Raw genomic sequence first — 21,401 nt, forward strand, 5'->3', positions numbered from 1 at the left:
TCGGGACGACGATCTTCGCGGAGATGTCCGCGCTCGCCCTGCGGACGGGCTCGATCAACCTGGGACAGGGTTTCCCCGACACGGACGGCCCCGAGGAGATCCGCGAGGCCGCCGTACGGGCGCTGCGGGACGGGCGCGGCAACCAGTACCCGCCGGGTCCCGGCGTTCCGGAGCTGCGCGCCGCGGTCACCGCGCACCAGCTGCGGCGATACGGGCTGACGTTCGATCCGGACACGGAGGTGCTGGTCACGGCCGGCGCCACGGAGGCGATCGCGGCGGCCCTGCTGGGGCTGCTGGAGCCGGGGGACGAGGTGGTCGCCCTGGAGCCGTACTACGACTCGTACGCGGCCTGTATCGCGATGGCGGGTGGGCGGCGGGTCCCCGTGACGCTGCGGCCGCACGAGGGGCGTTTCCGGCTGGACCTCGACGAGCTGCGGGCCGCCGTCACCGACCGGACCCGGCTGCTGCTGATCAACACCCCGCACAACCCGACCGGCACGGTCCTCACCCGTGCGGAGCTGACGGCGATCGCGGAGCTGGCCGTCGAGCGGGATCTGCTGGTGGTGACGGACGAGGTGTACGAGCACCTCGTCTTCGACGACGCCGAGCATCTGCCGCTGGCGTCCTTCCCGGGGATGCGGGACCGCACGGTGACCATCGGGTCGGCCGGCAAGACGTTCTCGTTCACCGGGTGGAAGGTGGGCTGGGTGACGGCGGCGCCCGCGCTGGTGTCGGCCGTGCGCGCGGCGAAGCAGTACCTGACGTATGTGGCGTCCGGGCCGTTCCAGTACGCCGTCGCCGAGGCCCTCGCGCTGCCCGACAGCTACTTCGAGGCGTTCCGCGCGGACATGCGGGCCAAGCGCGACCTGCTGGCGACGGGGCTCGCGGACGCCGGATTCGAGGTGTACCGGACGGCGGGCACGTACTTCATCACCACCGACATCCGCCCCCTCGGCGCGACCCTGTCCAAGGAGGGCGACGGCTTCGCCTTCTGCCGCGCGCTGCCGGAACGGGCGGGGGTCGTCGCCATCCCGAACGCGGTCTTCTACGACCACAAGGAGACGGGCGCACCCTACGTCCGCTTCGCCTTCTGCAAGCGCACGGAGGTCCTGGCCGACGCGGCGGAACGGCTCCGCAAGGCATTCGCGCACTGACCCCGCCCGCTCACCGCCGCCCCACGTTTTGCCGGTTCTTGCCGCATCCCCACCGCCAGCAGGGGCTTTCCCCTGCGTCGCGCGTGCGGCGCGGTACACACACCCCATCCCTACCTTTGACATGTCCACTCCGGAGCTAGCGCAGGGACGGACACACACCGGGCAGGGAAGCCTGTCCGGGTCCTCAGCCCTGGACAACAGGTAGGGAGTTTCTTCACATGTCTTCGTCAACTCGCGTTTCTCAGAGCCGAGGCCGCCTCGGGGCCCGCCTCGCCGCAGCGGCCGGCATCGCCGCGCTCTGCATCACCGCTGTGCCTGCGACGTCGGCCTCGGCCGCCGCCTCCGTCCGCGGGGCGGTGATGCTGCAGAACGGCAGGTTCAAGGACGCCGTGCTGTGCGCCTCGGCCGACAACAATGGGGTCTGGATGATGTCCTTGAACGCCGCCAAGGGCAACGACTACTGCCACTGGAAGCAGTTCGGCCCCGACGGGCACTTCACGCTGTACAACCTGGGCAAGGACGAGGTGATGGCCTACCACGGTGGCAACGAGAGCCCTGTGGTGATGGAGCCCGCGGGGAGCAGCGGCGGGAACGCCGAATCCTGGTCCTGGGGAGGCTGGGAGGGTGGCGACTGGCAGGCCGCGGCGCTGCAGTCCTTCCTGGACAGCGGGCAGAACGTCGACGCGAGGTCCCCCTATCTCGACGAGCGCCACAAGCCCCGCACCGACAGGGTCCGCACCCGCGGCTGGCGCCACGGCGACCAGCGTGAACTGACCTGGAGCAAGATCGAAGCGAGCTGACCTCAACCAGGTCCACGACCGGGACGCGTTCGGCCGCCACACGTCGTCCGGTACGTCGTCCTGCGGCAAGGGCGTCCGACCACTGCAACCAGCCCCGGCCCGGCCCTCCGCCCAGAGGGTCGGGCCGGGGCTCTGGCGTGCCGGGGCTCCCCGCTCTCGTCCGAGGCGGCAGTGCCCGCTGCCGCCTCGGCCCGGCACCCTTCGGCGGCAGGACCTGCTCGCCGCCGTCCCGCGTGCGCGACTCCGCCTGAGCACATCGACTCACAGCGTGGTCCGGGCGGCACAGGGTCATGGCGCCGGTGCGGGCGAGGTGCCCGGCCCGGGTGCCGCCGAATCGGCAGACGTGTCCAGGGCGTCCCGGTGCGGGCGGTACACGCCCCTTTCCGCGATGACGAGCCGCTGTCGTGTCGCTGCGGCGCGGCTGTCGCCGAGCGTGTCGAAGATGTCCAGGGCCTCTCGCCAGTACGGCGCAGGGTCCTCTTCGCCCATCGCGTCGACGGCCTGACCGAGAAGGTCCAGCGCCTGGGCCTGGCCCTTGCGGTGGCCGGAGCGGCGGTGCATGGCCAGGGCCTGGTGGGCGTAGTCGGCTGCGACGGCGGGTTCGCCGTGTTCCAGGCCGCCGCGGGCCAGGACGGTCAGTGCCTCGCCTTGCACCAGGACGTACTCCGTGCGGCGGGCGATGCCCAGCGCCGTGGCCGCCTGTTCGCGGTCCAGGGGACGCCGACCGGACGCCAGCCCGATCAGTGAGCGCGCCTCCAGATCATGCGCGCCGCGCTCACGGGCCAGCTTCAGCGCCTCCCGCCATGCGTCGGAGGCTTCGCCGTGGCGGCCGAGGGCGACCAGCACACTGCCGAGGGTGAGGCGGGCGGCGGCCCGGAAATAGTCGTCGACGTCCTGGTCGCTGAGGGCGGCGGCGGTCCGTGCCAGTTCCAGGGCTCGGACGAGGTCGCCCGCGTCCCTGCTGGCGGAGGCCGTCAGCCGCAGCGCGTACGCCTCGCCTCCCAGGTCGCCGCACTCCCTGGCCATCGCCAGGGCCGCCTGAAGGTGGCGCGCCGCCTTCACCGTGTCGCCGAGCAGGTGCCGGGTACGGCCGAGGTCCGCCTGCCTGCGTATCTGGTTGTGCTGGTTGTCCAGGGCCGCCGGAAGGCGCTCCGCCCGAACGAGGCAGTCGAGTGACTCGGACAGGCGGCCCAGGTCACGCAGGACGTGGGCAAGGTTGCCGAGGACGACGGGGTGCCCGTCCGACAGGCCGCCCTGCCGGTCGAGTTCCATGGCCCGCTCCAGGTGCTCCGCGCTGCGCCGCAGCCGGCCGCTGAGCCGGCTGACCATGCTGAGGTTGGTGTGCGCGATGGCGGCGCCCTCCCGCCAGTCGGCGGCCTCGGCGAGGGCGAGCAACTGCTCGAAATGGGTGATCGCGGTGTCGACGCGGCTCTGCCGCACGTGCGCGTGGCCGAGTAGATGGTGCATGGCGGCCTCGGCGAAAGGCTCTCCGGCGGCACGGGCAGCGGCCAGAGCGGCCTGGCCGAGGGCCGTCCAGTCCACCGTGTGCTTGCGGATCCAGGCGTAGCCGCGCAGGGCGTTGGCGAGCAGCCAGGCCGCCTGATGGCCCTCGGCGGCGGCCTGGTGAACGGCCGCCGCCAGGTTGGGCAGTTCGGCGTCCAGCCAGCGCATCGCCGCCGCGGCGTCGGTGATCTCCGGCGGCGCCGCATCGCTCCGGGCAGCGTCTTCGTCCCCGGGCAGGCGCTGTTTCATCCCGGGGTAGAGCAGTGACGCGCAGCGATCCACTGCGGCCAGCAGCCAGTCGTAGAGGGCGTCGGAGGCAGCTCGGCGGGAGGTGTCGGTCTCCTCCAGGCGAAGCCGTTCGGCGGCGTACAGTGCGACGAGGTCGTGGAAGCGGTAGCGTCCGGGCCGGTGCTCGCGGAGCAGGTGGGCGGCGGTGAGCCGCTCCACCAGCCGGGCGGCGTCCTCGATGGTGGTGCCGGTGACGACGGCGGCGGCCCGCAGGCCGGTTTCCGGGCCGGGCAGCAGGGCCAGCAAGCGGAACATTCGTCGAACCGGGGCATCAAGGGCGTGGTAGGAGAGACTGAAGGCAGTCCGTACGGCGGTGGTCTGGTCGCCGGTGACGGACAGGGCGGTCAGCCGGTCGCCCTCGCGGAGTTCGTCGGCCTGGTCGCGCAGGGTACGCCAGGGGGTGTGGTCGACGTTGGCGGCCGAGATCCGCAGGGCCAGCGGAAGGTGGCCGCAGGCGTGAGCGAGGTCCGCCGCGGCCTGCGGGTCCGCGTCGACCCGGCTCTCGCCGAGCATACGGCGTAGCAGCAGCCGGGACTCCTCGGGAGCGAGCACGTCCACCCCGATACGGCGGGCCCCGTCACGGGCTGTCAACCCGGCCAGCCGGTCACGGCTGGTGACCAGCACCACGCAGCCGAGCCCGCCGGGCAGCAACGGCCGGACCTGCTCCGGGTCCACGGCGTTGTCCAGCACGACAAGCATCCGCCGCCCGGCGGACAGTGTGCGGTACAGGTCGGCGGCGGCCTCGGGCGTCCCGGGAATCCGCTCCGCTGCCACGCCCAGCGCCAGCAGGAACCGGGCCAGCGCCTCGACCGGACGCACCGGAGCCTGTGCCGAGTGACCTCGCAGGTCCACGAACAGCTCGCCGTCCGGGAAGCGATCGCGTACCCCATGCGCCCAGTGCACCGCCAGGGCGGTCTTGCCCACGCCACCGGTACCGGTGATCGCCGCGAGCACCGTCCCCGTCTGGTGAGGGCCGTCCCCCGTCGCCGGGGCGGGAAGCAGGGAGTCCAGCTGCCGTAACTGCTCTGCCCGGCCGGTGAAGCCGAGCGTCAGCCCGGGAAGCTGCGCCGGGACCGGCCTGTCGGCAGCGTGAGGTGATACCGGCGCGGGTAAGGCAGGTAAGGCGGGTGGCTTCGGGGGTAAGTCTGCGCGGAGTACCCGCAGATGCGCGGCGCGCAGTGCCGCGGAGGGCTGAAGACCCAAGTCGCCGTCGAGCCGGCTGCTGATCCGCGTGAAGACGTCGAGCGCTGCCGCCTGCTGCCCGCACGAGGCCAGGGCCAGCATCAGCCGGCCGGCGAGCTCTTCGTGCAACGGCTCGCGCGCACTGAGCTCACGCAGGTCGGCGACCACTTCCTCCGCGCTGCCGAGCGCGAGCGCCAGGTCCGCCCGGGCCACGGCCGCCGTGATCTGACGACCAACGATCGCGACCGCCGTCGGATGTACCCGGATCCGCTCGCCGCCATCGGCCAGCACCGGTCCTCGCCAGCACCGCAGCGCTCGGCCGTATGCCTCCAGCGCGGCAGCACGGTCGCCACCGGTCTCGGCACGCCGGGCCAGACCGAGCAACTCGTCGAAGGTGGCCACATCGGACTCTTCGGCCGACAGATCGGCCCGGTACCCGCCTTTGGTCGCCCGCAGCACGCGCCCCGCGTCGGGCCCGGGCCGGTCGGGGTCGATCAGATCACGCAGGTGTCTGACGTAGGTCTGCACCAACTGCCGACAGGTACGTGGCGGCTGCTCCCCCCACAGCACGTCGACGATCTCGTCGGTACCGACCACCACGCCCGGCTGCATGGCCAGCAGTCCCAGCAGGCTGCGCTGTAGCACCGATGGGACCTCGACGGGGCTGCCGTCGAGGTGCAGCGCCAAAGGACCGAGGACCGACACGCGCAGTCCTGCCGTGCGCGGCGAGGACGCCGCGGCTTCGCCGGCCTCCCGCAGCCGGGTGCGCGCGGCCTCGGACAGGTTCAGCGCCGCCACGAGGCGCTGGATCGAGTCGGCGTGCGGCCGGCGGATCTGGCCCTGCTCCAGGTAACGCAGCGTCCGGACGCTGATCCCCGCCCGCTCGGCCAGCGCCCGCTGGCCGAGCCCGGCCGCGAACCGGTACCCGCGCAGCAGTTCCCCCAGTGTGCCGGGCCCTGGACGCCGACTCATCGTTGCCTGCCTCCTCCTGTGCCTGTCCCCGCGGCGGAGGATAATGTCATGGACCGATCAGGCAGGCATGGTGTGAGTTCTCGGCGTGGCGAGCGCACAGCACGAAGAGATGCGGCGTGTCGGAGACGCGAATGAGTGCGTGAACGCGGCGTGGGCTGGGTGAGGGCGGCGCCCGCGCTGGTGTCGGCCGTGCGCGCGGCGAAGCAGTACCTGACGTACGTGGCGTCGGGGCCGTTCCAGTACGCCGGCTTCGAGGTGTTCCGGAGGGCGGGCATGTACTTCATCACCACCGGCATCCGCCCCCTCGGCGAGACCGACGGCTTCGCCTTCTGCCGGACCCTGCCCTAGCGGGAGGGAGTCGTCGCCATCCCCAACCGAACGGGCTGGCGGTGGCCGCCGCGGTGGTCGTGGCGGCGGCGTACGAGATGACGCGCGGGCGGGGGCCGGCACTTTCCCCCGGGCTGGGGACCAGTGGCGGTGGAGCTCGCGCTTCGACTTCGGGCAGGGCGCCCTGCGGTTCGTCCGGCATCTGCTGCTGGGCCACGACCGCTTCGTGTTCGCGATGACGACGGTGATCGCGGCGGTGGCGCTGCTGGTGTACACCAGCGTCCTGCTGGTGATCGCGCTCGGCGGCGACGGCTTCTTCGCGTCGAAGCCGCGCTTCCTGCTGCCGGCGTTCCCGCTGCTGCTCCCCCTGGCGCTCGCGCTCGCCCGTACGGCGAGAGCCCGGCCCTGGCACGCCACCGTGGCGGTCACCGCCCTGGCCGGGCTCTCCTACGTGTATGGGGCGTACCTGGTGGTCGTGAACCGGGTACCGCTCTAGGGGATGGCCGAGGACTACTCGTCGTCGCTCTCGGGCTTGTCGGACTCGTCGATGTCCTCGGCGAGGCCGAGCTGCTCGACGAGCCACTTGTCGAACTCGATGGCGGCGCGGACCCAGCTGACGGTCGAGGAGACGAAGTGCTCCAGGCTGACGCCGGTGCCGATCAGGAGCTGGGCCTCACCGATGAGACGGACCGTGCCGTCGTCGTGGGTGTGGCTGTAGACCTTGGGCCACAGGGTGCGGCGGTTCCAGTCGTCGATGGTCTCCAGCAGGGCCTGCTTCTCGGTGATCTGGTGCGGACGGTCGTAGAACGTGCGCACCGAGAAGACCTGCTGGTCGCCCTCGCCCCGGAACATGAAGTAGGTGCGGAACTCCTCCCACGGCGCCGCGAGGTCACCCTCGTCGTCGACGACGTACTTGAGCTCCATCTGGTCGAGGAGCTGCTTCACGAGGTCCTGATCCGGCACCACGGGGCCCGGCGGGGGGCCGGGCTGCGGCTCGGGCTGGCCCCCGAAGTTCGGAATCGAGGACGGGTCGATGGACATACTTGGACACTCCAACTGTCGTCTGGCTCGTCCGGTCGTCGCTGAGACCAGACGTCACGACCCACCCTCTCTCCCTTGCCCCCCACCCGGCAACCTGCCTCATCGGGCAGTCGTGAACTACAGGGTCTTTCCGGTCGCCGGACCCACGATCAGCCCATCGCCGAAGGCGTCGACGCGGACCGTGTCGCCGTCCTTGACCTCGCCGGCCAGGATCTCCTTGGCGAGACGGTCACCGATCGCGGTCTGCACGAGACGGCGCAGCGGGCGGGCGCCGTACGCCGGGTCGTTGCCCTCGTCGGCGAGCCACGCGAGGGCCGCCGGGGTGACCTCCAGGGTGAGGCGGCGCTCGGCGAGCCGCTTGGCGAGGCGGTCGATCTGGAGGCCCGCGATCCGCTCCAGCTCGGCCTTGTTCAGGGCGGAGAAGACCACGAGGTCGTCGAGGCGGTTGAGGAACTCCGGCTTGAAGGAGGCCCGGACCACCTCCAGGACCTGCTCCTTCTTCTCCGTCTCGGTGGTGACCGGGTCCACCAGGAACTGGCTGCCCAGGTTGGAGGTGAGGATCAGGATGGTGTTGCGGAAGTCCACCGTCCGGCCCTGTCCGTCGGTGAGGCGGCCGTCGTCCAGCACCTGGAGCAGGATGTCGAAGACCTCCGGGTGGGCCTTCTCCACCTCGTCCAGCAGCACCACGCTGTACGGGCGGCGGCGGACGGCCTCGGTGAGCTGGCCGCCCTCCTCGTAGCCGATGTAGCCGGGCGGGGCGCCGACCAGGCGGGCCACGCTGTGCTTCTCGCTGTACTCCGACATGTCGATGCGGACCATGGCCCGCTCGTCGTCGAAGAGGAAGTCGGCGAGAGCCTTCGCCAGCTCGGTCTTGCCGACGCCGGTCGGGCCGAGGAAGAGGAACGAGCCGGTCGGGCGGTCCGGGTCGGCGATGCCCGCGCGGGAGCGCCGTACCGCGTCGGACACGGCGCGGACGGCCTCGGTCTGGCCGATGAGGCGGCGGCCCAGCTCGTCCTCCATACGGAGCAGCTTCTGGGTCTCGCCCTCCAGGAGGCGCCCGGCGGGGATGCCGGTCCAGGAGGCGACGACGTCGGCGATGTCGTCGGCGCCGACCTCGTCCTTGACCATGGTGTCCTTGGCGCCCCCGCCGGAGGCGGAAGATGTCAACGCCTCCTCCGCCTCGGAGGCGGCCTCCAGGGCCTTCTCCAGGGTGGGGATCTCGCCGTAGAGGAGCTTGGAGGCGGTGTCGAAGTCGCCGTCGCGCTGGGCCCGCTCCGCCTGGCCGCGCAGGTCGTCGAGCTTCTCCTTCAGCTCGCCGACGCGGTTGAGGGACTGCTTCTCCTTCTCCCAGCGGGCGTTCAGGCCGCGCAGCTCCTCCTCCTTGTCGGCGAGGTCGCGGCGGAGCCGTTCGAGGCGCTCGCGGGAGGCGGCGTCGGTCTCCTTGTCGAGGGCCAGCTCCTCCATCTTCAACCGGTCGACGGCGCGCTGGAGCTCGTCGATCTCGACGGGCGAGGAGTCGATCTCCATGCGCAGGCGCGAGGCGGACTCGTCGACGAGGTCGATGGCCTTGTCGGGCAGGAAGCGGGAGGTGATGTACCGGTCGGAGAGGGTGGCGGCGGCGACCAGGGCCGCGTCGGCGATCTGGACCTTGTGGTGGGCCTCGTAGCGGCCCTTGAGTCCGCGCAGGATCGCGATGGTGTCCTCGACGGTGGGCTCGGAGACGAGGACCTGCTGGAAGCGGCGCTCCAGCGCCGGGTCCTTCTCGATGCGCTCGCGGTACTCGTCGAGGGTGGTGGCGCCGACCATGCGCAGCTCGCCGCGGGCCAGCATCGGCTTCAGCATGTTGCCGGCGTCCATCGCGGAGTCGCCGCCGGCGCCCGCGCCGACGACGGTGTGCAGCTCGTCGATGAAGGTGATGATCTGCCCGTCGGAGTCCTTGATCTCGGCGAGGACCGTCTTCAGGCGCTCCTCGAACTCACCGCGGTACTTCGCCCCGGCGACCATCGCGCCGAGGTCGAGCGCGACGAGCCGCTTGTCCTTCAGCGACTCGGGCACGTCGCCCTTGACGATCCGCTGGGCGAGGCCCTCGACGACGGCGGTCTTGCCGACGCCGGGCTCACCGATGAGGACCGGGTTGTTCTTGGTGCGGCGGGACAGGACCTGGACGACCCGGCGGATCTCCTGGTCCCGGCCGATGACGGGGTCGAGCTTGCCCTCCCGCGCGGCGGCGGTGAAGTCCGTACCGAACTTCTCCAGGGCCTTGTACTGCCCCTCCGGATCGGCTGTGGTCACCCGGCGTCCTCCCCTGGCCTTCTGGAACGCCTCCAGAAGCTTCTCGGCGTTCGCACCCTGTCGGGAGAGTACGTCCCCGGCCTGGCCGCCCTTCGCGGCGATCCCGATCAGGAGGTGCTCGGTGGAGACGTACTCGTCGCCCAGGTCCTTGGCCCGGGACTGGGCGTCGGCGACCACGGCGAGCAGCTCGCGGTTGGGCTGGGGCGGCGACACGGTGGACCCGGTCACGCTGGGCAGGCCCGCGAGGGCCTTCTCCGCGCCGGCGCGGACGGCCGCCTGGTCCGCGTCGACGGCGGCGAGCAGGTCGGTGATGTTCTCGTTGTCCTGGCCCTGGAGCAGAGCCAGCAGCAGGTGGGCGGGGGTGAAGTCGGGGTGCCCCTCGGACACGGCCCGGTTGCTGGCCGCGTTGATCGCGTCCCGGCTCCTGTTGGTCAGCTCGGCGTCCACGTTCGCGTTCTCCTCCTTGTGTCAGCCCTCATCCACGCTGACTTGAGCAACGTACACAAAGTTGAGTCTATTCCACTCAAGGCGGTGGGTGGGAGGCGAACCGATAGGTTGCGGTTCATGGCCTCCTACTCCGTGGACCCGGGTGCCCCCGACGAGACGTACCTCGCCTTCTGGCGGGAGCGGCACCTGTGCACCCTGACGACCCTCCGGCCGGACGGCACCCCCCATGTGGTGCCCGTCGGGGTGACATACGACCCGGAGGCGGGTCTGGCTCGGGTGATCACCAACAAGTCGAGCAGGAAGGTGCGGCACGTCCTGGCGGCGGGCCCGGACGGGGCCACGGTCGCGGTGTGCCAGGTGGACGGCGGGCGCTGGGCCACGCTGGAGGGGCGCGCGCGGGTGTCCACGGAGCCGGAGCGGATCGCGGACGCGGTGCGGCGGTACGCGGAGCGGTACGGCAGGATGCCCGGGCCGAACCCGGACCGGGTCGTCATCGAGATCGAGCTGACGGCGGCGCTCGGACGGGGCTGATCATTTTCAGCCACGACGGCCCACGGGCGATAGCGGTGGGGATCCCGAAATATCCCCGGAAACCTGCAGCGGCGTCACCGTGTTCAGGTCACGGTGACGCCGCTGCTGGGGGGAAGCGCCTGAGCGATTTGAAACGACGGGGGAATCGCTTCAGGCACTGCGGGGGGTGGCTGATACGGCTGTGGAGGTCTGGGGCTCCGGTTCGGTGAGCTGGTGGTCGCGCTGGTCGAGATTGACGAAGATCATCCCGTATCGGACGGCACACCGTACGGGCTGCGGCGCGCCGCGCGGTCGCCGCAGACATCGGTACGCCCGGATGTCCTCGTCCTCGTCCCGGGTCACCACCACCGGCTCACCGAACACGGTCACCATCAACGAGTCACCGCTGTGGGGGATGGCGGTGGCCAGGTCGATGAAGTGCCAACCGGATCGGTAGGCGGTAGCCATTTCTCGGCGGAAGGATCGGTCGTCGGGTGGAGTCGTCATGTCAGGCCCTCGCACCGCCACCGGCCGGAGGCACCGGCCAACTGGTGTCCAAGGCTCGCGCCAGCGTCGTCGACTCCGCCACCGCCGGCCAACTGGTGTCCGCGCGAGTGTCACGCTTCGTCTCGGAGAGGCCACCCAGCGCTCCGAAGGCGATAACGGTGGAGAAGGCGGCGACAAGCACCGAGCGAAGCATTCTCTTACGCATAGTCGGCTTCGTCCTCACTTGAAGGTCCCCTCTTCCCCCGTCGCATACGACGATGGCTCATTCGGGCACGTCATGGCCACATAATCGATGCATCATGTTCCTGCATGTTCAGGACCCTGGGGGGTGGAGATTTGAGTAAAAATCGGGCCAAGGCGGTACATCCCCATACGGTGGCTGATCTGTGCGACGACGGAGCTCGTCTCTATGCGCACGCGCTGCGGACCGGACGCCTCGCCCGTGAGGACGTGGAACCCGCCCCCTGCCTCATGGAGTTCGCCCTCCTCCACCCCGATCCCGATGACGCGAACTGGCTCCGCCCGGTTCCCCCTTCGGTCGCCCTGGCCCAGCGGCTCAACCCGATCGAACGGGAGATCGCCGAGCAGCGGCGGCGGTCGATCGAACTCGCCGATGTCTTCGAACCGTTCATGACTCTCACCGCCCAGGCGACGACGCCCACGCACGCCATCACCGTGCTGGAGGGCGGCGAACGCATCCAGGCGGCGCTGAATCTGGCGACAGCCGAGTGCCGGACCGAGGTGCTCACGGTCCAGCCGAGCAACCGCATCTCCGAGCGCAACCTCCTCCAGGGCCTGGAGCGGGACAGGCCGTTGATCGAACGTGGTGTGCGCATCCGCACGCTGTACCAGCACACGGCCCGCTACAACCCCGAGAAGCTGGCCTACGTGGCCCAACTGTCCAACGGCAAGGTGGAGTACCGCACCATCGACGAACTGGTGGAGCGGCTCATCATCTGCGACGACACAGTCGCCTTCATCCCCACCCGCGACGACCAGCAGGTCGCCCTGGAGCTCAGGCACCCGGGACTCGTGCGCTACCTCGTCAAGGTCTTCGAGTTCATGTGGGGCCGGGCCGTCCCCCTCACCGCCGGCGCCCCCTACGAGACCGCTCCCGACGGGATCAGCGAGATCCAGCACTCCATCGCCAAACTCCTCATCGAGGGCCACGTCGACGAGGCCATCGCCCGGCGGCTCGGGATGAACGTGCGGACCTGCCGCGCACACATCGCCAAGCTGGCCACGGCGCTAGGCAGCGGCAGCCGGGCGCAGCTCGGGTATCTCATCGCGCAGTCGGGGATTCTGGAGCAGGAACAGCCGCTGCCCTAGGGCCCTTCTGATGGATCTCCGTGGCAGAAGGAGCGGCGTTCGGTGCGTGCTCTCGTGTGCCGGGCGGAAGCCCTCGTAGCGGAGCTACGAGGGCTTCCGCCCGGTGCGGCGAGTGGGGGTACCCCCTGCTCGAAGAGCTTGGGGGAGCGTGCCGGGCGTCGCGACGCCGCGGCGATCCGTCAGAAGGGCCCCCGGCGCGGCGGACGGGGCGGGCAGGGACAACAGGTCGTCGCCGGTCTCCGTACCCGGCCGTTGCGGGCCGTCCAGCCCCACCTGCGCGATGCGGACGCCGAGTTGGGTGCGGCTGGCGGCGCCCAGGGTCTCGGAGAGGCGGGCGATGTGGGCGCGGCAGGTGCGGACGCTTATGCCGAGGCGTTCGGCGACGACCGCGTCCTGGTGGCCCTCCGCGAGAAGCGCGGCGATGGACCGCTCCCGGTGGGTGATGCCCGCGATGCCGGAGGACGGCAGCGGGGCGGCCAGCGGGATGCCGAGGCGCCAGAGCCGTTCGAAGACGGTGACCAGGTACTCCACCAGCGCGGGGTGGCGGATCTCCAGGGCCATGGTGCGGTCGGCGTTGGCGGGGATGAAGGCCACGGTGCGGTCGAAGACGATGAGGCGTTCCACGACCTCGTCGAGGGTGCGGGCCTCCGCCGCCTCGCCCATCATCTCCATGTAGTTGTGCAGGCCCTGCCCGTGCCGGGCCACATGCGTGTACAGGTCCCGCATCCGTACGCCCCGCCGGCACATGGCGAGCGCCCGGTGCAGCCCCTCACGCAGCTCGTCCTCCCGCCGGATGCCGCCCGGCTGCACGGTCATCACCTCGGTGGTGCAGCGGTCGGTGGCCTCGTCGATCGCCGCCCGGATCCGGGACAGCCCGTCGAGGACGCGGATCGCCGCACCCTCCGCCGGCTGGCCCGGCCGTACGGCGCTGAGGCCCGCGTACCACTCGACGGCCTCGACGGCCGCGCCCACCCGGGCCTGGCTGGCGCTGACCTCGGCGTGGACGCCGCGCAGCAGCCGGGTCATGACCTCCTGCGGGGAGGTGGGCACCAGCCAGCCCATGTCGTCGGGGTCGGGGTGCAGCAGGGCCAGTTCGACCAGACAGGGCACGGTCTCCGCGTCCTCGCGCGGGAGACGACCCCGCCGTACGGCTCTCGCGTACACCCGGTCCCCGGCCTCGCAGAGCCGGTCGGCACCGTGGGGGTGCCCGTCCGTCGCATGCCCGGCCATGACCAACTCACCCCCGGCTCCAGCCTGTTCGCAGCGCAACTATGCGCGGCCCGCACCGCCTCCGCAACACGACGACACCGTCCCCCTGCCCCAAAGGGCCCCTCTCTGTTACATCTTGTCCACCCCTCAGGTATTACGCCCTGCAACAAGCTGAAGAAACGATGCCTGGAGGTCGCATGGAGGGTCCGTGAAGACCGGGACGGGACGGGGGCGGGGGTGCGGTCCGTCCGACGGCCGCACGTGCCGGTGCCACGAGCCGGGGCACGCGGGTCGGTCGCGGGTGGTTCGCGCGGAGCGACTCCCCCGCGCGGACGTACTTCAAACCCTCCGTTTCCGCTGGTCGCGATCGTTCCCGCAAGATGGCGGAAACAAGACCGTGATCAGCTTGTTACGGAGCGCACTTACCGTCGGGCCATGGCGGACATATTTGACGCGTACGCGTTGGCCGACGCGTGGGACGAGATGTTCGAGCGGCCGGGTGAGGTCAGGGCCGCCTATGAGCCGGTGCTGGCCGCTCTCCAGCCCATCGAACCGGCCGAACTGAGGTTCAGGGCGGACCAGATGGCCCGGGCGTTCACGGACCGGGGCGTCACCTACGCCTTCGCGGGCGAGGAGAGACCCTGGCCGCTCGATCTCGTCCCGAGGATCCTGGACGCCCTGGAGTGGGACCTCATCCAGCGCGGGGTCGCCCAGCGTGTCCGGGCGTTGGAGGCGTACCTCGCCGACGCCTACGGGCCGTGCCGGGCGTTCGAGGACGGGGTCGTGCCCTGGCGGCTGCTCCTCAACTCCCCCCACTTCCACCGGTCCGCACACGGCGTGGAGCCGCCCGGCGGGGTCCGCATCCATGTCGCCGGCATCGACCTCGTCCGCGACGAGGCGGGCGCCTTCCGGGTGCTGGAGGACAACGTCCGGGTGCCGTCCGGGGTGTCGTACGTCATCGAGAACCGGCGGGCGATGACCCGGGTCTTCCCGTCCCTCTTCGCCGAACAGCACGTGCTGCCCGTCGACGGCTACGCGCAGAAGCTGCTCGCCGCGCTGCGGGCCGCCGCGCCCGGCGGCATCGGGGACCCTCGGGTCGTGGTGCTCACGCCCGGCCCCAACAACGCCGCCTACTTCGAACACGCGCTGCTGGCCCGGCTGATGGGCGTGCAGCTGGTCGAGGGGCACGACCTGGTGTGCCGGGGGAATCGGGTGTGGATGCGGACCACGCGCGGCGAGATGCCCGTCCATGTCGTATACCGGCGGCTCGACGACGACTTCCTCGACCCGCTCCACTTCCGGCCCGACTCGGTGATCGGCTGCCCCGGCGTCATGGGCGCCGCGATGGCGGGCAACGTGACGCTCGCCAACGCCGTCGGCAACGGCATCGCGGACGACAAGCTGCTCTACACGTATGTGCCCGACCTGATCCGGTACTACCTCGGTGAGGAACCGGTGCTGCCCAACGTGGAGTCGTTCCGGCCGGACGAGCCGGGGCAGTTGGAGGCCGTGCTCGACCAGATCGACCAGCTCGTCGTCAAACCGGTCGACGGGGCCGGCGGACAGGGCATCGTCATCGGACCCAAGGCCGACCGGGAGACGCTGGACCGCACCCGCGCGGCCGTCCTCGCCGATCCGCGCGGCTGGATCGCGCAGCGGCCCGTCGCCCTGTCCACCTCCCCCACCCTCGCCGGCGAACGCATGGCGCCCCGCCACATCGACCTGCGCCCCTTCGCCGTGAACGACGGACACGAGGTCTGGGTACTGCCCGGCGGTCTGACCCGGGTCGCCCTCCAGGAGGGCAACCTCATCGTCAACTCCAGCCAGGGCGGCGGTTCCAAGGACACCTGGGTGCTCGCCGAGGGCCCCGCCGAACAGCGGCACGAGGAGGAGAGCGGCCCGCTGGAGAAGGCACCGCGCCAGCTCGGACCCGACGGCACCCGCACGGTCGTGCAGGAAGGGGCGCAGCAGCAGTGAACGACGTGATCCTCTCCCGGATAGCCGAGGCCCTGACCTGGACGGGCCGCTACGTGGAGCGCGCCGACGCCACCGGCCGCATCCTCGACGCCTACCTCCACCGCCTCCTGGAGGACCCCTGGCGCGACGAGGACGCCGCCTGCCGCTCGCTGTACGCGATCCTCGGCGTCGACGCGCCGGACCAGCACTGCGACATGCGGCAGGTCCTGGACCGGCTGGCCTTCGACGCGCACTCCACCGGCAGCATCGAAGGGGCGCTCGGCGCCGCCCGGCTGAACGCCCGCAGTGCCCGCGAGGCGGTCTCCTCCGAGATGTGGGAGTGCCTCAACTCCACCTGGCACGCCCTCGCCGACCAGCGCACGGCCGCCCGCCGCACCGGCGGCCCGTACGCCTATCTGGAGCTGGTCCGCAGGCGCGCGGCCCTGTTCTTCGGGCTCGCCGACTCCACGATGAGCCGCGACGACAGCTGGCGGTTCGTGGTCCTCGGCCGCAGCCTGGAGCGGGTCGACATGACCGTGCGGCTGCTGTCGGTACGGGTCCTGGACGCCGCGCACGCGCCCGACTGGCCGACCCTGCTGAGCGCGAGCGGCGCCGACGAGGCGTACGCGCGCGTGCACGGCGGCTTCGGCGACAGCCCCAAGGTCGCCGAGTTCCTGCTCCTGGACCGGGACTTCCCGCGCTCGGCGCTGCACGCGCTGACCACGGCCGAGGAGTGCCTCGCCGCGCTCGGCCGCCCACGCCAGGACCCGGCCCGCCGCCCGATCGGCGCGCTGCGCACCCATCTCGAGTACCTGGACTCCGCGTCCCTGGAGGCCGGGCTGCCGACGCTGCTGCGGGACCTGCAGCGGGCCTGCATGGCCTCGGCGGAGGCGGTGGCCGAGAAGTTCTTCCCGTACCAGGGGCCCGTCGAGTGGGCCCAGGAAGGCGCGTGAGCACGATGACCCCACCCCCCGCGACGCACCCCACCCGGCGCCTGCGCATCCGGCACACCACCCGTGTCCCGTACGCCCAGCCCGCGTCGTCGTCGCACAACGAGGTGCGGATGACGCCGCTGACCCTGCCGGGCCAGACCACCCTGGACGCGCGGGTGCTGGTCAACCCGTCGACGCCGACCTGGTCGTACTGGGACTACTGGGGCACCCAGGTCACCGGCTTCGACCTGATGGACCCGCACGGCGACCTGACGATCACCGCGTCCAGCCTGGTGGAGACGGCGCCGCCGGAGCCGCTCACGGACGCGCCGGCCTGGGCGGAGGTGCACCGGGTGACCGCCGACTCCCGGCTGCTGGAGTACCTGTCCGCGACCCGCCGCACCACGCTCCCGGCGGAGCTGGTGGAGCGGGCGCGGGAGGCGGCCGCCGGGCTGGACGTGCACGAGACGGCGGTCGCCGTGTCCGCGATGGTCGCCGACCACGTGGCGTACGTGCCGGGCGCCACCGGTGTGCACACCAGCGCGGCCGAGGCATGGGACCAGCGGGCCGGTGTCTGCCAGGACATCGCCCATCTCACCCTGGGCATGCTGCGCGGCCTCGGCCTGCCCGCCCGCTATGTCTCCGGCTATCTCCACCCCGAGCGCGAGGCGGAGCTGCACCGGCCCGTCGCGGGGCAGAGCCACGCCTGGATCGAGTACTGGGCGGGCGACTGGGCCGGCTACGACCCCACGAACCGGGTCCGCGCCGACGAGTCCCATGTCGTCGTCGGGCGCGGCCGGGACTACGACGACGTCACCCCGCACAAGGGCATCTACCGGGGGGTGCCCGGGGGCCCGCCGGAGGTGACGATCGAGTTCACACGGGTGGCGTGAGCGGGACGGTCACCCGCTCTCGTCACTCCCGTTCGTCACTCGCGCTCGTAGTTCGTCAGCACGCAGCCCGCCTCCGCCTCGACGCGGGTGTACGTGTCGGGGATCTCCAGGCCCGGCTCGCAGTCGATGTAGAGGAGACCGGCGTCGAGCAGGGTCCGGGCGTGTTCGTCGCGGTCGACGTCGAGGACGAAGTTCATCCCGATCATGAGGCCGTTGTCGTCGGACTCGTCGGACGCGGCCAGGTCCTTCTGGAACTCGGTCATGTCGGTGACGTGCAGGAAGTCGATGTCGGTGTCGTCGTCGACGTCGCAGTCGCCGCCGCCGTCGATGGCGTCGCTGAACTCGGCACGGATCTCGGCCAGGTCGGACGACGTGTAGTAGTCGGTGTCCTGGCAGCCGACGTTCTTGTTGACGTAGGTGGCGACCGCCTCCGTGTCACCGGCCATCGGCAGCTCGACCCCGTCGTCGCCGCAGGCGGTGACGGTGAGGGCGAGCAGGAGGGCGCAGGCGGAGGCAGACATTCGGGTACGCAAGGGAATTCCTCAGGTAGGTGGGCTGAGCTGGGGGGTGTCAGGGGGCCGGGCAGCCGTGTCAGCCGGCCGGTGCGAAGGCGTGGAAGCCGTCGGTGGTGGAGAGGTGGCCGTAGCCCGTGGCCTCGTCGACGGCGGGGACGTGGTCGACGGGGAGGTCCTCGGCGAGGACCTCGCGGGTGCGGGGGTCGACTGCCAGACCGTGCTCCGTGCCGTCCTCGGCGGTCGTGTACCCGTAGAGGACGGAGCCGTCCCGGGTGAACCGGACGGGGTCCAGCGGGGTCTCGCCCGCCCCCTCCTCCTGCGTCCACAGCCGCTTGCCGTCGGGCAGCCGCCACACCGTCGTCCCGGTGAACGTGCCGCCGGGTACGGCGTCCTCGGCGGCGAGATCGCCGGACGGGGCGAGGAGCACGGACCGCGTGGCCTCGTACGAGTCGGTCAGGTCACCGGACTTGAGGTCGTACCAGGCGTGGATCCAGGTGTCGGCGTCGCTCTGGGACGCCTGCCAGGCGACGAGGACCCGGCCGTCGGTGACGCGGAGCAGGGAGAGCGTCTCGGAGTCCGGCATGGGCTCCAGGTCCGGGTCACCGTTGTCGTAGAGCTCCACGCCGGGCGGTATCTCGGCGTCGGCGCTGCTCCAGACCTTCTTGCCGGTGGCGAGGTCGCTCAGGGTGATACGGACCATGTCGGTGCCGCCGACGTTCGCGTTCTCGAAGCCGGCGTAGTGGCCGCCGAGGACGGGCGGCGCGGTGGCGCGGGCGGCGCCGATCAGCCCCGTCCTCGGGTCGTACGCGCAGTCGGCGCCCTCCTCGGTGCAGGTGACCGTGCGGGCGGTGCCGCCGCCGACCGGGGTGAGCCGTACGGTCGCGCCGGCGGGGTCGACACGGTACCCCTCGCTGAGGGCCGCGGCGTAGTACAGGCCCGTCTCGGGGCGCCGCTTCGCCGGGGTCGCGCCCAGCTTCCGCCCCCGACCGTCGTAGACGGTGACCGTCGAGGTGGTCTTCTCGGCCGACAGCCCGTCCGACCCGGCGGTCCGGGACGTGCCGACGGCGACCGCGGGGGCGCCGTCGCGCCAACCGGTGAGCGTCACCGAGTCGGTGGCCGCCTTCAGGGAGCCGCGCAGCTTCCCGGTCCTCGTGTCCCGGAACTCCAGCGTCAGCGACTGGGGCGCCTCCGACAGGTGCAGGACCCGGTTGGGGCCCTGCGGGGCCGCCTCCCGGTAGCCGCTGTCGCCCCAGGTGTCGGGCTCCAGGAACGCCTTGGCGTCGTCGAAGTCCTTGAGGTAGGCGCCGCTCGCGTCCTTGGCGAACAGCAGGGTGCCGCCCAGGTCCAGCACACCGGGCGCCACGTGGCCGGCGGCCAGGCTCCACGCGGGCTTCGCGGCGAAGCCGGGGAGACGGGGGCCGTCGTAGGCGGGGGCGGTGGCGGTCGCGGTGGGGCGGTCGCTGGGTGTGGGCTTCTTGCCGCCGCCGTCCGGTTCACCGCCGTCGACCGCCGTGCAGGCGGTCAGAAGGGCGAGGGAGAGCGCCAGTGTGAGGGGTGGGGCGAGGGACGCGGTGGAGAAGGGCGCCCGCCGGGCTGCCGCTGTGCACCGCCGCGCGACTGCGGGAGCGTCGTGGTGTGTCGCGCCGTTCCCCGCGCCCCTGGCGGGGGCCTTGGGGCCCGCTGAGTGTATTGGTCCCCCGGCGGCGGTGCGCGCGCAGCGCTCCGCCGGGTCCCCGTTGGTGTGAAGCATCCCGACAGTCGTCCCCCGTGATCACGACATGACAGGCCGAAACCCTAGACCATGGCGTGATCTTGGCGCGGGGACTGCACAGGATCTACGCAGGACGGCGACCGGGGGGCGGTGAGGGGACCGGCGGGCGGCGAGGACCGGCGGGCGGCGAGGACCGGCGGGCGGCGAGGACCGGCGGGCTGCGAGGACCGGCGGGCTGCGAGGACCGGCGGGCTGCGGCAGCGAGGGCCGTGGCCGGCCGCTCGCCGCCGCTGACGTCGTTGTCGTCGCTGACGCCGCGTTCGCGTCGCTGACGTCGTTGTCGTGGCCGCTCGGTGCTAGTTCAGCTTGAGCGCGTCACAGTCGGCCTTGTACTCGGCCGTGCAGATCTGCTTGACGGTGTAGATGCCGTCGGCGATGACCGTGTCCGCGATGTTCTTCTTGGTCAGCGCGACCGGCGGGACCAGTTGGGCGGGGATCTTCTTGGTGGTCGGGGAGTCGACGCTGTCCTTGGCGAGGGCGTCGAACTCGATGGAGCGGCCCTGGACCTTGGCGACGGCCATCTCGGCGGCGGCGTTCGCCTCCAGCGGGAACGACTTGTACACGGTCATGTACTGGTCGCCCGCCACGATCCGCTGCACCGCGTCCAGGTCGGCGTCCTGCCCGGTGACCGGCGGCACCTTGGAGACGCCGGAGGTCTTCAGGACGTCGATGACGGCACCCGCGATGCCGTCGTTGGCGGCGTAGACGGCGTTGATGTTGCCGGCGCCGAGCTTGGCGACGGCCTCCTCCATGTTCGCCTTCGCGACGACCGGGTCCCAGTCCTTGGTGTCGTACGTCTCGGAGATCGTCACCTTGTCGCCGAGTTCGGAGAGGGCACCCTCCTTGAACATGGCGGCATTGGGGTCGGTGGTCGACCCGTTCATCATGACGATCTTGTTGGCGGCGCTGTCGCCCAGCTTCTCCACCAGGGAGCGGCCCTGCACCTGGCCGACCAGCTCGTTGTCGAAGGAGACGTAGCCGTCGATCGGGCCCTGGGCGAGCCGGTCGTAGGCGATGACCGGGATGCCGGCCTTGTCGGCGGTCTCGACGGCGCTCGCGATGCTCTTGGAGTCCACGGCGTCGACCACGATGATGTCGACCTTGTCGGTCACCATCCGCTCGAGCTGCTCGATCTGGGTCTCCGGGTCCTTGTCCGCGTTGGCGTACTGGACCGTCGCCTTGTTGTCGGTCAGTTCGCCGATCTTCTTCTTCATGATCGGGAGGTCGAACTGCTCGTAGCGCTTGGTCTCCTTGTCAGGGAAGAGAACGCCCACCGTGATGTCGTCGCCCTTCGTGGGGCTCGCCTCCGCGCTGCTGCCGACGTCCACGACCCCGCAGGCGGCGAGGGAGANNGGCGGTGCGGTGCAGGGCGGTACGACGTATACGGCTGGTGCCGGTCGTGCTGGTCTTACGGGCGTTCACATCAAGGGCCTTCCGGGCGTGGGTCGGCACTGAGACCCAGGTGGCTGAAAGCCAACGCGCTGATCACCGCAGCGTCAAGGAGTAATCACTTAACGAGATGACAACAGCGTTGTGTGGTCTCGGTGTGAAGAGGGTAAAGCAAGGGGCTCGCGCTGTCGCCGCGCGCCCTTCACGGCCCGCGGGGCCGGGGGCCGTGCCGGAAACGGCACGGACCGAACGGCGGCCGATGCGGTGCCCGTTGACGCATCGCAGGGGTCCGCGAGGGCGACCGCCGGGGCAGAGGTCCGAGGAGTGGGCAGGTCAGAGAGGGTGACCGGACTCACGGGGGCGGCGCGGCCGCGGACCGCCGGG

At 71.4% G+C, this 21,401-nt stretch carries 16 protein-coding genes and 1 pseudogene; 9 read left to right on the plus strand and 8 right to left on the minus strand.

From position 1 onward, the window contains the following. Positions 1 to 1,154: pyridoxal phosphate-dependent aminotransferase (locus tag AOK23_RS24555; RefSeq protein WP_055714820.1), on the plus strand; the 1,154-nt coding region annotated here is incomplete at its 5' end. A 218-nt stretch (positions 1,155 to 1,372) separates the two neighbouring features. Continuing rightward, positions 1,373 to 1,954: a hypothetical protein gene (locus tag AOK23_RS24560; protein ID WP_157878138.1), complete on the plus strand. Its 582-nt coding sequence runs from the start codon at positions 1,373 to 1,375 to the stop codon at positions 1,952 to 1,954. Positions 1,955 to 2,242: 288 nt separating this feature from the next. On the opposite strand, the gene AOK23_RS24565 is transcribed toward AOK23_RS24560, so the two are convergent. Further along, positions 2,243 to 5,899, minus strand: a complete 3,657-nt coding sequence (locus tag AOK23_RS24565) for a BTAD domain-containing putative transcriptional regulator (RefSeq protein ID WP_079049669.1) — start codon at positions 5,897 to 5,899, stop codon at positions 2,243 to 2,245. Between the two features lie 150 nt (positions 5,900 to 6,049). Between AOK23_RS24565 and AOK23_RS24570 the strand changes: the two are divergent. Then, positions 6,050 to 6,244, plus strand: a pseudogene (locus AOK23_RS24570) (aminotransferase); the annotation flags it as partial. 217 nt (positions 6,245 to 6,461) lie between these two features. Then, positions 6,462 to 6,722 (plus strand): hypothetical protein, encoded by a 261-nt coding sequence (locus AOK23_RS51695; RefSeq protein ID WP_338056513.1) that lies wholly within the window; start codon positions 6,462 to 6,464, stop codon positions 6,720 to 6,722. 14 nt (positions 6,723 to 6,736) lie between these two features. On the opposite strand, the gene AOK23_RS24580 is transcribed toward AOK23_RS51695, so the two are convergent. Both AOK23_RS24580 and clpB read right to left on the minus strand, forming a co-directional pair. Further along, entirely contained in the window at positions 6,737 to 7,267 is a 531-nt protein-coding gene (locus tag AOK23_RS24580) for a YbjN domain-containing protein (protein ID WP_055515370.1), read from the minus strand. Between the two features lie 117 nt (positions 7,268 to 7,384). Further along, positions 7,385 to 10,006, minus strand: coding sequence for an ATP-dependent chaperone ClpB (gene clpB / locus AOK23_RS24585; RefSeq protein WP_055714824.1), 2,622 nt, complete (start codon positions 10,004 to 10,006; stop codon positions 7,385 to 7,387). A 117-nt stretch (positions 10,007 to 10,123) separates the two neighbouring features. Here clpB and AOK23_RS24590 point away from each other — a divergent pair, with 117 nt between their 5' ends. After that, complete coding sequence (locus AOK23_RS24590; protein ID WP_055714825.1) at positions 10,124 to 10,537, plus strand: pyridoxamine 5'-phosphate oxidase family protein; 414 nt, start codon at positions 10,124 to 10,126, stop codon at positions 10,535 to 10,537. A 150-nt stretch (positions 10,538 to 10,687) separates the two neighbouring features. Here the strand turns inward: AOK23_RS24590 and AOK23_RS24595 are convergent, their stop codons facing one another. Then, positions 10,688 to 11,023 carry a Rieske (2Fe-2S) protein gene (locus tag AOK23_RS24595; protein ID WP_055714826.1) on the minus strand — a complete coding sequence of 112 codons (336 nt, stop codon included), beginning with the start codon at positions 11,021 to 11,023 and terminating at the stop codon, positions 10,688 to 10,690. Positions 11,024 to 11,332: 309 nt separating this feature from the next. Here AOK23_RS24595 and AOK23_RS24605 point away from each other — a divergent pair, with 309 nt between their 5' ends. Beyond that, entirely contained in the window at positions 11,333 to 12,352 is a 1,020-nt protein-coding gene (locus AOK23_RS24605; protein ID WP_079049671.1) for a helix-turn-helix domain-containing protein, read from the plus strand. An 84-nt stretch (positions 12,353 to 12,436) separates the two neighbouring features. Here the strand turns inward: AOK23_RS24605 and AOK23_RS24610 are convergent, their stop codons facing one another. Further along, on the minus strand, positions 12,437 to 13,582 hold the full coding sequence (locus AOK23_RS24610; protein ID WP_079049672.1) for a helix-turn-helix transcriptional regulator: 1,146 nt from the start codon (positions 13,580 to 13,582) through the stop codon (positions 12,437 to 12,439). A 414-nt stretch (positions 13,583 to 13,996) separates the two neighbouring features. On the opposite strand from AOK23_RS24610, the gene AOK23_RS24615 reads away from it, so the two are divergent. From AOK23_RS24615 to AOK23_RS24625, 3 genes are read left to right on the plus strand one after another with little or no spacing between them, the layout of a single operon-like run. Then, positions 13,997 to 15,538, plus strand: a complete 1,542-nt coding sequence (locus tag AOK23_RS24615; RefSeq protein ID WP_055714828.1) for a circularly permuted type 2 ATP-grasp protein — start codon at positions 13,997 to 13,999, stop codon at positions 15,536 to 15,538. Continuing rightward, positions 15,535 to 16,470 carry an alpha-E domain-containing protein gene (locus AOK23_RS24620; RefSeq protein ID WP_055714829.1) on the plus strand — a complete coding sequence of 312 codons (936 nt, stop codon included), beginning with the start codon at positions 15,535 to 15,537 and terminating at the stop codon, positions 16,468 to 16,470. The genes AOK23_RS24615 and AOK23_RS24620 overlap by 4 nt, the downstream gene beginning before the upstream one ends. Before the next feature lie 5 nt (positions 16,471 to 16,475). Continuing rightward, entirely contained in the window at positions 16,476 to 17,342 is an 867-nt protein-coding gene (locus AOK23_RS24625) for a transglutaminase family protein (protein ID WP_055714833.1), read from the plus strand. 35 nt (positions 17,343 to 17,377) lie between these two features. On the opposite strand, the gene AOK23_RS24630 is transcribed toward AOK23_RS24625, so the two are convergent. The 3 genes from AOK23_RS24630 to AOK23_RS24640 all read right to left on the minus strand — a co-directional run. After that, positions 17,378 to 17,863: a hypothetical protein gene (locus AOK23_RS24630; protein WP_055714830.1), complete on the minus strand. Its 486-nt coding sequence runs from the start codon at positions 17,861 to 17,863 to the stop codon at positions 17,378 to 17,380. 70 nt (positions 17,864 to 17,933) lie between these two features. Beyond that, the gene (locus AOK23_RS24635; RefSeq protein WP_055714831.1) at positions 17,934 to 19,607 is read right to left on the minus strand and encodes a hypothetical protein; all 1,674 of its coding nucleotides are present in this window, start codon (positions 19,605 to 19,607) and stop codon (positions 17,934 to 17,936) included. A gap of 317 nt (positions 19,608 to 19,924) precedes the next feature. Further along, positions 19,925 to 20,979: sugar ABC transporter substrate-binding protein (locus AOK23_RS24640; protein WP_055714832.1), on the minus strand; the 1,055-nt coding region annotated here is incomplete at its 5' end. Between the last annotated feature and the right edge of the window lie 422 nt (positions 20,980 to 21,401).

It is taken from the genome of Streptomyces torulosus (genome assembly GCF_001419765.1).
In the GTDB taxonomy this organism is placed as follows: Bacteria; Actinomycetota; Actinomycetes; order Streptomycetales; family Streptomycetaceae; genus Streptomyces; species Streptomyces torulosus.

Bases quoted from the DNA above. Each gene is read 5' to 3' on its own strand.
- AOK23_RS24560 (WP_157878138.1), top strand. From the start codon at position 1,373: ATGTCTTCGTCAACTCGCGTTTCTCAGAGCCGAGGCCGCCTCGGGGCC.
- AOK23_RS24565 (WP_079049669.1), bottom strand. From the start codon at position 5,899: ATGAGTCGGCGTCCAGGGCCCGGCACACTGGGGGAACTGCTGCGCGGG.
- AOK23_RS51695 (WP_338056513.1), top strand. From the start codon at position 6,462: ATGACGACGGTGATCGCGGCGGTGGCGCTGCTGGTGTACACCAGCGTC.
- AOK23_RS24580 (WP_055515370.1), bottom strand. From the start codon at position 7,267: ATGTCCATCGACCCGTCCTCGATTCCGAACTTCGGGGGCCAGCCCGAG.
- AOK23_RS24590 (WP_055714825.1), top strand. From the start codon at position 10,124: ATGGCCTCCTACTCCGTGGACCCGGGTGCCCCCGACGAGACGTACCTC.
- AOK23_RS24595 (WP_055714826.1), bottom strand. From the start codon at position 11,023: ATGACGACTCCACCCGACGACCGATCCTTCCGCCGAGAAATGGCTACC.
- AOK23_RS24605 (WP_079049671.1), top strand. From the start codon at position 11,333: ATGTTCAGGACCCTGGGGGGTGGAGATTTGAGTAAAAATCGGGCCAAG.
- AOK23_RS24610 (WP_079049672.1), bottom strand. From the start codon at position 13,582: ATGGCCGGGCATGCGACGGACGGGCACCCCCACGGTGCCGACCGGCTC.
- AOK23_RS24615 (WP_055714828.1), top strand. From the start codon at position 13,997: ATGGCGGACATATTTGACGCGTACGCGTTGGCCGACGCGTGGGACGAG.
- AOK23_RS24625 (WP_055714833.1), top strand. From the start codon at position 16,476: ATGACCCCACCCCCCGCGACGCACCCCACCCGGCGCCTGCGCATCCGG.
- AOK23_RS24630 (WP_055714830.1), bottom strand. From the start codon at position 17,863: ATGTCTGCCTCCGCCTGCGCCCTCCTGCTCGCCCTCACCGTCACCGCC.
- AOK23_RS24635 (WP_055714831.1), bottom strand. From the start codon at position 19,607: ATGCTTCACACCAACGGGGACCCGGCGGAGCGCTGCGCGCGCACCGCC.